At 29.7% G+C, this 15,879-nt stretch carries 15 protein-coding genes and 2 other annotated features; all 15 genes read left to right on the plus strand.

Annotated features, from left to right (window positions below; all coding sequences use genetic code 11):
• Window positions 1–110: 110 nt before the first annotated feature.
• Window positions 111–237, plus strand: a sequence feature (ribosomal protein L20 leader region).
• The gene (gene infC / locus JYG23_RS01330; RefSeq protein WP_207237913.1) at window positions 222–758 is read left to right on the plus strand and encodes a translation initiation factor IF-3; all 537 of its coding nucleotides are present in this window, start codon (window positions 222–224) and stop codon (window positions 756–758) included. It overlaps the preceding feature by 16 nt.
• 20 nt (window positions 759–778) lie before the next feature.
• Window positions 779–973: a 50S ribosomal protein L35 gene (rpmI, locus tag JYG23_RS01335; protein WP_207236665.1), complete on the plus strand. Its 195-nt coding sequence runs from the start codon at window positions 779–781 to the stop codon at window positions 971–973.
• 27 nt (window positions 974–1,000) lie between these two features.
• Window positions 1,001–1,345 (plus strand): 50S ribosomal protein L20, encoded by a 345-nt coding sequence (gene rplT, locus JYG23_RS01340; protein ID WP_207236666.1) that lies wholly within the window; start codon window positions 1,001–1,003, stop codon window positions 1,343–1,345.
• Between the two features lie 341 nt (window positions 1,346–1,686).
• Window positions 1,687–3,048, plus strand: a complete 1,362-nt coding sequence (locus JYG23_RS01345) for a TrkH family potassium uptake protein (RefSeq protein ID WP_207236667.1) — start codon at window positions 1,687–1,689, stop codon at window positions 3,046–3,048.
• Window positions 3,049–3,061: 13 nt separating this feature from the next.
• A complete protein-coding gene (locus tag JYG23_RS01350) occupies window positions 3,062–3,721 on the plus strand; it encodes a TrkA family potassium uptake protein (protein WP_207236668.1) in 660 nt (219 codons plus the stop codon).
• Window positions 3,722–3,769: 48 nt separating this feature from the next.
• Window positions 3,770–4,510, plus strand: coding sequence for an RNA methyltransferase (locus tag JYG23_RS01355; protein ID WP_207236669.1), 741 nt, complete (start codon window positions 3,770–3,772; stop codon window positions 4,508–4,510).
• 90 nt (window positions 4,511–4,600) lie between these two features.
• Window positions 4,601–4,817, plus strand: a binding site (T-box leader).
• An 84-nt stretch (window positions 4,818–4,901) separates the two neighbouring features.
• Window positions 4,902–5,924 (plus strand): phenylalanine--tRNA ligase subunit alpha, encoded by a 1,023-nt coding sequence (pheS, locus tag JYG23_RS01360; protein WP_207236670.1) that lies wholly within the window; start codon window positions 4,902–4,904, stop codon window positions 5,922–5,924.
• 12 nt (window positions 5,925–5,936) lie between these two features.
• The gene (gene pheT, locus JYG23_RS01365) at window positions 5,937–8,327 is read left to right on the plus strand and encodes a phenylalanine--tRNA ligase subunit beta (protein ID WP_207236671.1); all 2,391 of its coding nucleotides are present in this window, start codon (window positions 5,937–5,939) and stop codon (window positions 8,325–8,327) included.
• Window positions 8,328–8,338: 11 nt separating this feature from the next.
• Window positions 8,339–9,091, plus strand: a complete 753-nt coding sequence (gene lgt, locus JYG23_RS01370) for a prolipoprotein diacylglyceryl transferase (RefSeq protein WP_207236672.1) — start codon at window positions 8,339–8,341, stop codon at window positions 9,089–9,091.
• Window positions 9,092–9,228: 137 nt separating this feature from the next.
• A complete protein-coding gene (gene mraZ / locus JYG23_RS01375; protein ID WP_207236673.1) occupies window positions 9,229–9,666 on the plus strand; it encodes a division/cell wall cluster transcriptional repressor MraZ in 438 nt (145 codons plus the stop codon).
• Window positions 9,667–9,675: 9 nt separating this feature from the next.
• Window positions 9,676–10,605, plus strand: coding sequence for a 16S rRNA (cytosine(1402)-N(4))-methyltransferase RsmH (rsmH, locus tag JYG23_RS01380; protein ID WP_207236674.1), 930 nt, complete (start codon window positions 9,676–9,678; stop codon window positions 10,603–10,605).
• 9 nt (window positions 10,606–10,614) lie between these two features.
• Window positions 10,615–11,079, plus strand: coding sequence for a cell division protein FtsL (locus JYG23_RS01385; protein ID WP_207236675.1), 465 nt, complete (start codon window positions 10,615–10,617; stop codon window positions 11,077–11,079).
• Window positions 11,080–11,088: 9 nt separating this feature from the next.
• Window positions 11,089–13,221 (plus strand): penicillin-binding transpeptidase domain-containing protein, encoded by a 2,133-nt coding sequence (locus JYG23_RS01390; RefSeq protein ID WP_207236676.1) that lies wholly within the window; start codon window positions 11,089–11,091, stop codon window positions 13,219–13,221.
• A 130-nt stretch (window positions 13,222–13,351) separates the two neighbouring features.
• Complete coding sequence (locus JYG23_RS01395) at window positions 13,352–14,836, plus strand: UDP-N-acetylmuramoyl-L-alanyl-D-glutamate--2,6-diaminopimelate ligase (protein WP_207236677.1); 1,485 nt, start codon at window positions 13,352–13,354, stop codon at window positions 14,834–14,836.
• A gap of 19 nt (window positions 14,837–14,855) precedes the next feature.
• Window positions 14,856–15,833 (plus strand): phospho-N-acetylmuramoyl-pentapeptide-transferase, encoded by a 978-nt coding sequence (gene mraY / locus JYG23_RS01400; protein ID WP_207236678.1) that lies wholly within the window; start codon window positions 14,856–14,858, stop codon window positions 15,831–15,833.
• The last annotated feature ends 46 nt before the right edge of the window (window positions 15,834–15,879 follow it).

Genomic DNA, 15,879 nt, shown 5'->3' on the forward strand with positions numbered 1-15,879 from the left:
AAACAAAAATTGTTTAAATATTCTGTGTTTATTTTTACCGTTAAATGAAAAACTATTACAAAAATTAAAAATAATTATTGACAAGATAATATTGTTGCTATATAATTTAGTAGAGCAAGAAGAAGTGACCGCTTCTCACCTTACGACGTATTTATACTGTTAGTATGGTTATTCATAAAAGATACAAAAAAATTGTATGTTTGAGATAGCGGTGATAAGCTATCTTTTTTAATTATAGGAGGTGTATCTTTATTAAAGAACTTCAAATTAACGAACAGATTCGTGAAAAGGAAGTAAGAGTCATTGACTCGGAAGGAAATCAGTTAGGCGTGTTAAGTATTGATGAAGCATTAGACTTAGCTGATAAACAAAAGTTAGATTTAGTTAATATTTCACCTAATGCTAAACCACCTGTTTGTAGGATAATGAGCTATGGAAAATATAAATATGAATTAACTAAGAAAGAAAAAGAATCTAAAAAGAAACAAAAGGTAATTAATGTAAAAGAGATTAGATTAACTCCTAATATTGAAGAGCATGATTTATCAGTTAAAGCCAAGAATGCAACTAAGTTTTTAAAAGGCGGAAACAGAGTTAAAGTTTCTGTAAGATTTAGAGGAAGAGAAATGGGTTATTCAGAAATTGGTAGGAAAGTCTTAAAGAAATTTGCTGAAATAACAAGCGAGGTTTCAACTATAGATAAAATGCCTAAAATTGAAGGAAGAAATATGATAATGTTTTTAAATCCTAAAAATTAACACAATAAGGAGGAAGTGTAATGCCAAAGGTTAAAACTAACAGATCAGCAGCTAAAAGATTTACAAAAACAGGAAGTGGAAAATTCAAAAGATCTAAGTCAGGCTCAAATCACTTTACTGGAAAAAAAGAAAGTAACAGAATAAGAAATTTAAGAAAAAGTACTTTAGTATCTGATGCAGATACTCCAAAAATTAGAAAAATACTACCATACTAGTAGTTACCATAAAGGAGGAAATTAAAAATGGCAAGAGTAAAAAGAGCCGTTAACGCTAAAAAGAATCACCGTAAAATCCTAAAACTTGCTAAAGGATACTATGGTGCTAAAAGTAAACATTTTAAAATGGCAAATCAAGCTGTTATGAAATCATTAACTTATGCATATGTAGGAAGAAAATTAAAGAAGAGAGAATACAGACAATTGTGGATAGCAAGAATTAATGCTGCTACAAGAGCAAATGGTATTTCATATAGTAAATTCATATATGGATTAAAGCAAAATAATATAGAAATTAACAGAAAAATGCTTTCTGAAATGGCTATATATGATCCAGCAGGATTTACACAATTAGTAGAATTAGTAAAATAGATTTTTGATAAATTATTGAACAAGTAAACAAATGAAAGGCTGTAACTGAACAGTCTTTTTTTATTTTAGGGGCTATCACTCCTCTATATTTTGTTAATATATGTTTAGTAGCATAACAATATTACAGCTTTTTTGCTAAAATAAACATTAATTTAGTTTAATATTATTACAGTTTTAAAAAATATATTGAAAATTTTTTATAATATTGTATAATTGTATACATTAACATAAATTTTATATAAATTATATGTGTTTTGAATTGTTTACAATAAATATTAGGTAGTATAATATTTTGAATTAAATAAATATTATATTTCATTGATAAAAGTAGGTGAGTTAATATGAAAGTTAATAACGTTAATGGTAATCCTCTAAAAAATAATCCATCATTAATATTTATTATAGGTTTTATTGGGGTGGTTTTTATTGGAACAACCTTGTTAAATTTTCCATTTTCAAGTTTGAATGGTAGAAGTATAGGATTTACAGATGCTTTATTTACAGCAACGTCAGCTGTATGTGTTACAGGATTGACAGTTGTTACTACTGCAACACAATGGACAATTATTGGTAAGATAATTATTTTGTGTCTTATTCAAATAGGTGGGTTAGGTGTTATGACCTTATCAACACTTATAGCGTTTTTTTTAGGTAAAAAGATATCACTTAAAACGCGTTTGTTGATAAAAGAAGAAAGAAATACATATGAGCTTCAGGGTGTAGTTAGAGTAACTAAAAATGTTTTAATATATACATTTATCGTAGAATTTATTGGTGCTATATTGTTTTCATTTGTATTTTGTAAAGAATATGGGTTTATAAAAGGTATATGGTTTTCAATATTTCACTCAATATCATCATTCTGCAATGCTGGATTTGATATAGTTGGTAATACTAGCTTTATGAAATACGTAACTAATCCATTAATAAATTTTACAACTATTATCCTTATAGTTGTTGGAGGGTTAGGATTTTTCGTTTTTATAGAGATTATTAAAGTTAGAAAATTCAAGAAATTTAGTTTGCACTCGAAAATTGTTTTAATAATGACTGGTATATTGCTTTTATCTGGAACAATTTTGATTATGGTTTTAGAATATAACAATGCTAATACTATTGGCAATTTAGGATTTTTTGGCAAGTTACAGGCATCTCTATTCCAAAGTGTTGCAACAAGAACTGCAGGATACAGTACAATAGACATATCAGGTTTAAAGGATTCAACCTCGGTTATTATGTGTATATTGATGTTTATTGGGGGTTCTTCGGGTTCAACTGCAGGTGGTGTAAAGGTAACAACTATTGCAGTCGCTATTTTAGCAATGCATAGCACAATATATGGTAAAAAACATATAGATATATTTCAAAAACGCATTTCAAATTCTGTTATAATGAAAGCAATAGCAGTTATAGGTATAGCTTTTGGTGTAGTTACCGTTGTTTCCATAATACTTAGCATCACACAACATATACCCGCTATGTCCTATGTTGATGTATTGTTTGAATCTGTATCAGCATTTGGTACTGTTGGATTAACTAGAAATGTAACTCCTTATTTAAACTTTATAGGTAAAATACTTATAAGTGGTACAATGTTTATAGGTCGTTTAGGACCTTTAACAATAGCACTTGCAGTTGCATCTCGTCAAAATAGATTTGTTGGAAATATAGGTTACCCAGAAGGTAAAATAATAATAGGTTAGTGGAGGAAATTATATGAGACAATTTGTAGTTATTGGTTGCGGAAGATTTGGTGCTTCGGTTGCTAAAACATTATATAAATTAGGATATGATGTAATGGTGGTAGATAGTGACATAAATATTATACAAGAGATGTCAGAATACGTAACTCATGCTATTCAAGCAGATGCAGAAGATGAAAATTCTTTGAGAGCACTTGGTATTAGAAATTTTGATGTAGCTGTTATAACGATTGGTTCTAATGTTCAAGCATCTATTATGGCTACTCTGATCGTAAAAGAATTAGGAGTAAAAAAGGTAATTGCTAAAGCACAAAGTGAAATACATGGCAAGGTTTTATACAAAATAGGAGCTGATAAAGTAGTTTTTCCAGAAAGAGATATGGGTATAAGAGTAGCTCATAATTTAATTTCATCTAATATATTAGATGTTATAGAATTAATGCCAGATTACAGTATAATTGAAGTAATTGCATTGCAGGAATGGGAAGATAAAGCATTGATAGAATTAAAATTGCCTAATAGAATGGGTATAAGCATTATGGCTATAAAGACAGGCGATAAAATAAATGTAACACCATATGCAGAAGATGTTATTAAAAAAGGTGATGTATTAGTTTTACTCGGACATAATGATAATCTTAAGAAAATAGAGCAAAGTGAGACTAAAGAATAAATGTTAATAAAAAGCAGTTCTAATCAAAAAATAAAACTGATAAGAAGCTTGGAAACAAAAAAAAACAGAGATATCAATAGTGCTTATATTGTTGAAAGTATAAAGCTTATTAAAGAAGCAATAAATGAAAAAGTATTGTTTAAATTTGTACTTATCTCTGATAGTATAAAAGAAAAAAAAGATATAAAATATGTTGTGAATATATTAGAAAAAAGTAATATAGAATATTATTATGTTAAAAGTGATGTATTTAAAGATATTTCAAATACTGTTACATCTCAGGGCATAGTAGCTGTTGTAGATAAAAAGAAAATTGATATAAAAGATATACTCACAACAAACTTTTTAGTTTTTTGTGATAAGCTTCAGGATCCAGGAAACCTTGGTACTATAGTTAGAACTGCAGATGCCTTTGGACCATGTAGTGTTGTATTGTCACCATGCTGTGTTGATGCATATAATGCTAAAACAGTTAGAGCATGTGCAGGTGCAATTTATAGAGCAAATGTTTTTGAAATAAAGGACAGTGTTGAATTTTTAACAAAAATGAAAGCTAGTGGATATAAGGTCATTTCTACTGTAGTAGATTCTAATTTAGATTTTGATAATATAAAAGAATTAGAAAAGATTTGTCTTGTTATTGGGAATGAAGGCAATGGGGTATCAGATGAGGTTAAGCAATTGTCAGATTTAAAAATAACAATCAAAATGACTGGAAATACGGAATCTTTAAATGCTTCAATAGCAGCAGGTATTAGTATTTATGAAATAAGAAAAAAACTCTTGTAAAATTTATACACGTTTGATATAATATTTTTTATATATTAAACAAATAATTTTTTTGCGTAAATTTATATAAATATATATAACTAAAATATAATAAAGGCAATGAAAGAGAAAAGTAGATATTCCTATGCTTGTAGAGAGATTGTGTAATAGCTGAAAGCACTTTTAAGCTAATAATATCGAAGTTCACTCTTGAGCTGGTAGATTGAATTAGCAGTAAATTTACACGGTTAATATCGTTAATTAAATTGAGATTATCAATGAAATATTGTTGATAAATAAGAGTGGTACCGCGGACTTCGTCTCTTTACAGAGACGAAGTCATTTTATTTTTAGATATTATTTTGAATAGATAGCTATTCGTTATTTTAAATATTATAAAGGAGTTGTTAATATGAAAGAGAAATTATTGCAAGTAAAAAATGATGCTCTAGAGCAAATAAATAAGATTACAAACAATGATGATATTGAGAAAATTAGAGTTAAATTTTTAGGAAAAAAAGGTGAATTAACTTTGATTTTACGTTCTATGGGTGCTTTGTCAAAAGAGGAAAAACCTGTAGTGGGTAAATTGGCAAATGATGTTAGAAATATTATTGAAGAAAACATAGCAAAAATTAAAACTGATATAAACAACAAAATTAAGGAAGAAAAATTAAACAATGAAAAAGTTGATGTTACAATGCCTTCTAATTATTATCAAATAGGTAGAAGACACCCTTTGATGCAAACAAAAGAAGAATTGGAAAATTTATTCTTAAGTATGGGTTATGATGTTGTTGAAGGACCAGAAGTTGATACAGTGAAAAATAACTTCGATGATTTAAATGCACCTGAGGATCATCCATCAAGGGATATGTCAGATACTTTTTATTTAGCAGATGGGATAGTTTTGAGAACCCAAACATCTCCTGTACAAATAAGAATTATGAAAACGCAAAAACCACCTATTAAAATGGTTTCAGCTGGTAGAACATTTAGATTTGATGAGGTTGATGATACACATTCGCCTATGTTCCATCAAATGGAGTGCCTTGTTATAGATAAAGGAATTACAATGGCTAATCTTATAGATGCCATCAATCAATTCGTTAGGGAAATGTTTGGTGAAGAAATGAAAACTAGATTTAGACCTCATAATTTTCCGTTTACTGAGCCAAGTGCTGAGGTTGATGTATCTTGCTTAAAATGTAAAGGTAAAGGCTGTGAAGCTTGTAACGGAACGGGTTGGAGTATGGAATTGTTAGGCTGTGGTATGGTACACCCAAATGTGCTTAAAAATTGTGGTATAGATCCTGAAGTGTACAGTGGATTTGCATTTGGAATGGGTATTGATAGAGTTACAATGGTTAAATATGGATTGAACAACATTAGGCTTTTATATGAAAATGACGAAAGATTTTTAAAACAATTTTAGGAGGTAGAAATTATGTTAGCACCAATTAAGTGGATGAAAAATTATGTAAATATTGATTTAGATGCTAAGGATTTAGCGGATAAGATTACTTTAACAGGTTCTCATGTGGATTCAATAATTGATATAGAAAAAGATATAACAAATGTAGTAACAGGTAGAATAATTGATATTCAACAACACCCAAATGCAGATAAACTAATTGTAACAAAAATAGATATAGGTACTGAAATTGTACAAATAGTTACAGGAGCTAAAAATGTTAGTGTTGGTGACATAATTCCTGTATCTTTGATTGGAGCACATTTGCCAATTGGATTAAATATCAAACTTTCTAAATTAAGAGGTATTGAATCTCAAGGTATGATGTGTTCGTATGAAGAACTTGGGTTCGACGAGAAAGTTACGCCAAAAGGTGGAAACGATGGTATTATGATACTTGAAGAAAATACACCGATCGGTAAAGATATAAAAGATGTGCTTGGCATAAATGGTAAGGTTTTAGATATAGAAATAACATACAATAGACCTGACTGTTTAAATGTTACAGGTATGGCACGAGAAGTAGCTGCAACACTAAATGAAGAATTCCGTTTTCCAGAAATTAAAATACAAAATGAAGTTGATAATATTAATGACTATTTTGATAATGTAAAAATTGAAGCTGAAGAGTTGTGCGATAAATTTTGTGTTAGAGTTATTAAAAATATTAAAATAGGAAAATCCCCAATGTGGATGCAAAGGGCATTGATGGATGCAGGAATGAGACCTGTAAACAATATTGTAGATGTTACAAATTATGTAATGCTAGAATTAGGTCAACCATTGCATGCTTATGACTTAAATAAATTTGATGATAAAACAATAATTGCAAGGCGTGCTGAAAATGGTGAGATTTTGACAACACTTGATAATGTTAATAGAAAGCTTGACGAAAATATTTTGGTTATATCTAATACTAAAAGGCCAGTAGGTATTGCAGGAGTTATGGGTGGATTTGATACTGAAATAGATGAGAATACAACTATGATACTTTTAGAAAGTGCTTGCTTTAACAATAAATCAATTAGAGAGACTTCTAGAAAAATTGGTCTTCGTTCAGAAGCTAGTGCAAGAAACGAAAAAGTATTGCATTATAAAAATGCTGAAATAGCAAGTGTTAGAGCATGTCAATTAATTGAAATGATTGGTGCTGGAACTGTAGTTAAGGGATACTTAAATGCAGGAAAAGAAGAATATACACCAAGTAAGGTTTCTTTAAGACCAAGTAGAGTAAAAGAGATTCTTGGTGTTGAAATACCTGTGGATAAAATGATTGAAAGCTTAAATAAATTAGAATTGACAAGTTCATTTGATGGAGAAAAAATTGAAACATTAGTTCCATACTTCAGATGTGATATACTTCAAGAAATTGATTTGATTGAAGAAATAGGAAGAATGTATGGATTTGAAAATATTATTGCAAAACCAATAGTAAGTACACTTGTAAAGGGTAAAAAATCAAAAAAAAGAGTTACAGAGGATTATATTAAAAGTATAATGGTTTCGCTTGGACTTGTAGAAATAATGACTTATTCATTTATCAGCCCAAAATCTTTAGATAAACTTTGTATAAAAGATGATTCAGAAATTAAAAATTATATTAAGCTTATAAATCCACTTGGAGAAGATTTTAGTGTTATGAGAACTACACTTATGTCAAATATGCTTGATGCTATGAGTAGAAATAATAACAGAGGAATTAGTAGCGTTAAATTTTTTGAGGTTGGAAACACATTTTTTCCTAAACAAATACCTGTTGTTGAGTTACCAATAGAGAAAAGTAAGCTATGTATTGGTATGTATGGAGAATATGATTTCTTTAATTTAAAAGGAATTATAGAGCAAACCTTAGAGAGATTTGGAATTAAACTAGTTGTAAAAGCAGTAAAAGATAATCCAACATTTCACGGTGGTATATGTGCAGGAATATTTGTAAATAATGAACAAATAGGTGTGTTTGGAGAATTACATCCTGAGGTTGAAGAAAACTATAGCATAAATAAAAAAGTTTTAATCGCTGAAATAGACGTTGAAAAAATTGTAGAGTATAAAAATATAGTTAGAAAATTCAAAGCATTGCCAAAATATCCAGCCATGCAAAGAGATATTGCGGTAACTGTAAAAGAAGATATTTTAGTTGGAGATATGCAGGATGTAATATTAAAAGTAAATCCTCGTATCATTGAAGATGTTAAATTATTTGATGTTTACCAAGGTGAACATATTGAAAAAGGTTTCAAAAGTACAGCATTTTCAATAACTTATAGAAATAAAGAGCGTACCTTGAAGGACAAAGAGGTTGATAAGATTCACAATCGTATATTACAAAAGCTTAATGAAAATTTTGATGCTGTATTAAGATAATGGAGGTATTTATGGATAAAAATGCATTTACACTTTTAGGTATTGATATAAAGTGGTATGGTGTTATTATAGCTTCGGCATTTTTGATAGGAGTATTTTTATCTATCAAAGAGTGCAGAAGGATAGGCTTTAAAGAAGATACGTTGATTGACTTTTTACTAGTAATTGTTCCAGTAGGAATAATATGCGCAAGATTATATTATGTAGCATTTGAGTGGAGACAATATATTAATGACCCAATTCAAATATTAAATTTTAGAGCTGGTGGATTAGCTATACATGGAGGTATCATTGGCGGCGCAATAGCTGGTATGATTTTTTGCAAGGTTAAAAAGATTAGGTTTTTTCAAATAATTGATATTATAACTCCAGCAGTAGTGCTTGGGCAAGGATTAGGTAGATGGGGTAATTTTATAAATGAAGAAGCACATGGCGGTCCTACTGATTTACCATGGGGTATATTAGTAAATGGACAAAAAGTTCATCCAACATTCTTATATGAATCTATTGCAGATGTACTTATATTTTTATTTTTGATATGGTATAGAAAGCATAAACGTAAAAATGAAGGTGAAGTTTTAGCTCTTTATTTTATACTATATTCAGCAGTTAGATTCTTTATAGAAAGCCTAAGAACAGATTCTTTAATGTTTCTAGGATTGAAAACGGCACAACTTGTTAGTATAGGATTAATAATTATAGGTATAGGATTATTTATCTTTGTTAGAGTAAATGGAAAAACAAAAACCGATAGATTACAATAAATTAAAATTAAAAATGCACTTATTTCGATGAAATAAGTGCATTTTTAATTTATAAATATAATTTTTATAAATTATTTCAAAAAAAGTGGTGCATTTATCCCACGATGTGGTATAATATACCCAGAAGGTGGTAGAAAATGTTTACTGGTGAGTATATTCACTCATTCGATATGAAGGGTAGAGTAATTATTCCTTCAAAATACAGAGATGAGTTAGGAGAAGTTTTTTACATAGGAAAAGGATTGGATAGATGTTTATATGTTTATCCTATTCAAACATGGGAAGAATTCATTGGTAAGCTAAAAAATTTATCAACTTTCAATAAAGAAGAAAGATTTTTTTTAAGACAATTTATTTCAGGTTTTACTGAATGTAGTTTCGATAAACAGGGAAGACTATTAGTCCCACCTAATTTAAGAGAGTTTAGTAATTTAGTAGATGAAGTTGTAATAATTGGAGTTATAGATAAAATAGAAATATGGAATAAACAAAGCTGGGAAGCTTATTCTAATAACGAAGAGTTTGACTTTGATGGCATTGCAGAAAAAATGTCTGAATTAGGTATAGGGTTATAGGAGGAAAAAATGGAGTATATTCATAAATCAGTTCTTTTAGATGAATCGATTGAAGGACTAAAAATAAAAAAAGATGGAATATATGTGGATGCTACACTTGGTGGTGGTGGACACACATATCAAATACTAAAACGTGCAACTAAAGGAAAAGTGATTGGAATAGATCAAGATGATTTTGCTATTAATACAGCAAAAGAAAAGCTAAAAGAATTCGATAATTTTATTGCATATAAAAGTAATTTTAGCAACATAAGTGATGTATTAGATGATTTAGGTATAGACAAAATAGATGGAATAATGTTCGACTTGGGTGTTTCTTCATATCAACTAGATATGCCTGAAAGAGGTTTTAGTTATAACTATGATGCCCCACTTGATATGAGAATGGATAAGTCTCAAAAAACAAGTGCTTGGCATGTTGTGAATGGATATGATGAAAAGGAACTATCAAAGGTTATTTCTCAATATGGAGAAGAAAATTGGGCAGCAAGAATTGCTAAATTCATAATTGAAGAGAGAGAAAAAGAGTTTATTGAAACAACCGGTCAATTAGTAAGAATTATAAAAAAGGCAATTCCGGCAGGAGCAAGGCACGATGGACCTCATCCGGCAAGAAGAACATTTCAAGCAATAAGAATAGAAGTTAACAAAGAATTGGAAATACTAGAAAAAACAATTAGAGATGCAGTAGATAGACTTAATAAAGGCGGAAGAATATGTGTTATTTCTTTCCATTCTTTAGAAGATAGAATTATAAAGAGTACTTTTGTAGATTTAAATAAAGACTGTATATGTCCTAAAGAATTTCCTAAATGTGTTTGTGATCATAGAAGAAAGCTAAAATTGATAAACAAAAAACCTATAATTCCAAATAATGAAGAATTAGGAGAAAATATTAGAGCAAGAAGTTCTAAATTAAGAATAGGAGAAAAGGTGTAGGTGATTTAAATGTCAGCATTAACAAAGAGAAAGTATAATTATGATTATGAAGATGATAATAATTTTCAGCCAGTTAAGAAAAAAAGAGTTATAAAGAAGAAAAAGAACAATAAAATAACTTTAGGGGTAGTAAAAAACTGGATGCTTGTTTTTGTGATGTTTGGACTTGGTATAACTATAGTTTACAACTACGCAACTATTACTGAAAAGAAAATGGACATAAAAAATTTTGAAAATGAGATTTTGACTCTAAATAATGAAATAGACCAATATAATATATCGTTAGAAAGTCTATTAAACAATACAAATAAAATTGAAAATATGGCGAAAAGTTATTTAGGAATGAATTATCCTACAAGAAAACAAACAGTTTTTTTGGATGTAACATATGATGATACTAATAGCTCGACACAGAGTAACTCAAAAGACGAAACTCTAGGATTTTTGGAGAGAGTATTTAGATTATTTCGATAGGGTGGTTTTATGAAATTCAAGAATGATGGTACTGCTAATTTGCAAAACAAAAGAAGAATGCTAGTTTTTTTACTAGTTTTTTTTGCTATAACACTTGCCTTGATTGCTAAGTTAGGCTATATACAATTAGTAAAAGGTAATGAATACAAAAAAGGTGCTTATGAACAATGGTCCAAGGACGTTGTAATTAATGCCAAACGTGGAACTATATATGATTCAAAAGGTAAAAAACTCGCTGTTAGTGTTAACGCAAATACAGTTGTTTGTTATCCTCAAGATGTTAGAAAAGGTTCATCAGATAGACTTACAATAGAAGAAGAAACAAACGATGATGAAGGTAATTTTATAACTAATTTTTTCAACAATTTAAATAAAAAAATTACTAAGGGTAAACAAGAAGAATTACTCCAAGCCCAATTAGAAGATTTGAAGTCACTGGATGAAATAGCTCAAACATTATCTGAAATATTGGAAATGGATAAAGATGCTGTTTATAAAAAAATAACAGAAAAAAGTAAGTATAATTTGCTTAAAAAGTGGATTACCAAAGAACAAGTTGAAAAAATTAGAGAAGCAAATATAATAGGCATTAGCATAATTGATGATAATAAAAGAGTATATCCTTATGGCAATTTTGCACCTTATATATTAGGGTTTACTGACATAGACCAACACGGATTATATGGGGTAGAAGCAACATTTGATAGCTATTTAACAGGTGTACCTGGAAGAGTAGTAGTAAATACTGATGGTAAGGGTAGAGATCTTCCATATGGTTATAATGAATATTTTGAATCTGAAGATGGATATGGAATAGTTTTAACAATTGATGAAACTATTCAGCACTTTGCTGATAAAGCTGCAGAAGAAGCACTTGCCAATACTCAGAGTAAAAGAGTAAACATAGTTTTAATGGAACCTGAGACAGGCGATATAATTGCTATGGCAAGCAAACCAGATTATGATCCTAATAATCCGAAAGAAAATATAAATCCAGAAATACAAAAACAGTGGGATAACCTACCACAAGATGAGCTTATACAAAATTGGTATGATATGTGGAGAAATTCGATAGTTAATGATATATATGAGCCTGGTTCTACATTTAAACCACTGGTTGTTGCAATAGCACTTCAGGAAAATAAAACATCACCAGAAAGAACGTATTTTTGTGATGGTTATGCTAGACAAATTAAAAGTGCTAATATAAAATGTTGGAGATATTATAATCCACATGGACAACAAACATTAGCGGAGGTTTTACAACATTCTTGCAATGATGCTATGGTGGAAATAGGATTAGATATTGGAGCAGAAACTTTCTACAATTACTTAAGAGCATTAGGGTTTGGTGAAAAATCAGGTATAATGCTTAATGGTGAGGAAATAGGTATTGTAAATCATTATAAATATATGAAAGACGTTAATGTGGCTACTCAATCATTCGGTCAAGGTGTTTCAGTTACACCGCTGCAGTTAGTAACAGCTATATCTTGTTTGGCTAATGATGGAAATCTTATGGAGCCAAGAATTGTTAAACAATTGATAGATAGTGAAGGAAATATTATAAAAAACTATGAACCAGTTATGAGACGAAATGTTTTCACCGAGGAAGTAGCTAATATGGTTATAGATATGATGGGAACAGTTGTTGAAAAAGGTGGAGCAAAGGCAGCAGCTATATCAGGTTATAGGGTTGGTGGAAAAACTGGTACAGCACAGAAAGCTATTCCTGGTGGATATGCTCCCGCCGGAACATACATAAGTTCTTTTGTTGGTGTTGCACCTACCGATGATCCAAAGGTTGTATGCTTAATGACTTTAGATGAGCCTCAAGGAACATATTATGGCAGTATTATAGCTGCTCCAGTTGTAGGTCAACTAATCGAAGAAACACTGAAATATATGGAAATCGAACCGAAATATTCAGAACAGGAAATAGGTGCTATGAAAGCTGCATCTATTGAAGTCCCAGATGTTACAAATATGACAATAGCAGAAGCAAGTAAAACATTGCAAAAGTTAAAATTACAACACAATGTCACTATTGATGTTGAGGAAGATGCAATAGTAAAAGACCAGTTTCCACAACCTGGTACAAAAGTAACGAAAAATTCAATTATAACGCTAATATTAAATTAACACATAATGCAACTCATTATACTAATAAACTAAATAACATCATGTGTGTTATTTGATATAGTAGTATTTATTGAAGTTGCATTTTAAATATGATAAAATGAACAACGTAAACTATTTAAAGGAGATTGGCATGAATATATCAAGTGTTTTAAGTCAAATTGAGTATAAAAATTTTTCGGGCAATAAAGATACTATCATTGATAATATAACCTATGATTCTAGAAAGGTTTCAGATGGTTTTGTATTTGTAGCTGTGAAAGGTTTTATAGATGATGGGCATAAATATATCAAAAATGCTATAACTAATGGTGCTTCTGCAATTTTATGCGAAGAAATTCCAGAAGATTGTAAGGCATTATGCAATTTTATAGTTGTAGAAAATGCTAGAAAGTCTATGGCACACTTAGCAAGTGTAATTTATGATAATCCATCAGCTAACTTAGATGTTATTGGTGTTACTGGTACCAATGGTAAAACAAGTATAACATATTTATTAAATGCAATATTTGAACATGTAAATAAAAAATCAGCGACAATAGGTACATTGGGTGTAGTCATTGATAAGGAACATGTAAAAACTGAGCATACAACTCCAGAATCATCGGACATACAGTATTTGATGAATAAAATGTTGCAAAAGTCAATAGAATTATGTATGATGGAAGTTTCATCTCATGCTTTAGAATTAGATAGAGTTAGTGGAACAAATTTTAATATAGGTATATTTAGTAACTTAACTAGAGATCATTTAGATTTCCATAAAACTATGGAAAATTATTATCAAGCAAAGAAAAAGCTATTTTATTTGACATCAAATAACAATATAGTTAATGTTGACGATGAGTATGGAAATAGATTATATAAAGAGTTAAAACGGGACAATGTTAATGTATACTCATATGGTATAGACAGTGATGCAGATATAAGGGCTAGTAACTTGCGCACTACAATTAAAGGAACCAAATTTGATTTAAATATAAGTGGAATAAAAAAAGAAGTTTATGTAAAAACACCAGGTAAGTTTTCAGTATTAAACTCTCTTGCGGCTATTGGTTCTGCGTATTGTATTGGTATAGATATTGATTTAATCATTGAAGCTTTAGGGTTATACAAAGGAGTAGATGGAAGATTTGAAATTATTCATTCAAACCTTGATTCTACCGTTATACTAGATTTTGCACATACACCTGATGGCTTGGAAAAAATAATGGAAACTGTCAGTGAGTTTGCAACAAAAAGAAAGATTGTTATGTTCGGTGCAGGTGGGGACAGAGATATTTCAAGACGTGCGCCAATGGGAGAAATTGCAGGTAAATATTGTGATTTAACAATTCTAACATCAGATAACCCAAGATTTGAGAATCCTTATGATATATGTGAAGAAATTGCTAAGGGTGTTAAAAAGTATTCAAATAATTACAAAATTATAGTTGAAAGAGATGAAGCAATATATTATGCTATTAAGGAAGCAAAATTTGGTGATATAATAATTTTAGCTGGAAAATCAACTGAGCCTTATCAAGATTTAGGTATTGAAAAGGTACCATATGATGAAAAAAGCATTGCTATAAAAATGATTAAAAAGATAGAACATGAGTTAGAAAAAGATAAATAGTAGGTTATAGGAGATAAAAATGCATATAGATTTTCATATTTTAAGGATAATATTAGTATCATTTTTGGTTGTAGTATTGCTAGGACCAATAGTTATACCATTTTTAAAGAAGCTAAAGGTTGGTCAAAGTATTAGAGAAGAAGGTCCTAAATCTCATATAGCTACGAAATCAGGCACGCCAACGATGGGTGGTATAATAATAGTTTTGGGTATTTTTATTGCAACTCTTACGAGTGGCAATTATACAAAAGAAGTTGGTGCCTGTTTATTTGCAATAATAGGTTTTGGATTAGTAGGATTTTGGGATGATTATATAAAAGTAGTTCTTAAAAGAAATTTAGGATTTACTGCTTTGCAAAAAATTATTGTTCAACTTGTATTTGCACTTTTACTTTCTTTTTACGGTGCAAAGTATAGCATTGATGGGACAAAATTAGTTATACCATTTACATCTATTTACATAGATTTAGGAATATTTTATATACCTTTTACTACATTTGTTATTTTAGGTATAGTTAATGGAGTTAATTTAACTGATGGCTTGGATGGATTAAATTCAGGAGTTACACTTATAGTTATGGCTGCATTTGCACTTATTGCTAATAGTTTTAGCAAATTGAATTCTGAATATTATGGAGTCGTTGTTGTAAGTAGTGCGGTATCAGGTGCTTGCTTAGGATTTTTGAGGTATAATGCACATCCTGCAAAAATATTTATGGGAGACACAGGTTCGTTGGCATTGGGAGGAGCAGTAGCCGCTGTCTCAGTTGTAACAAGCTTGACACTTGTCGTTCCAATAATAGGTGGAGTATACTTAGCAGAAGTGTTATCAGATATCATACAAGTTTCACATTATAAAAGAACAAAGAAAAGAATATTTAAAATGGCGCCACTTCATCATCATTTTGAAATGTGTGGATGGAAAGAAACAAAAATAGTAGCTGTATTTTGGTTTGCAACAGTTATACTTGCCTTTATAGGTATATACTCAATATAATTTTCATATTATTATATTATGGATATATAAAAAACAGATGAGTTAC

It is taken from the genome of Sedimentibacter sp. zth1, assembly GCF_017352195.1.
Classification (GTDB): domain Bacteria; phylum Bacillota; class Clostridia; order Tissierellales; family Sedimentibacteraceae; genus UBA1535.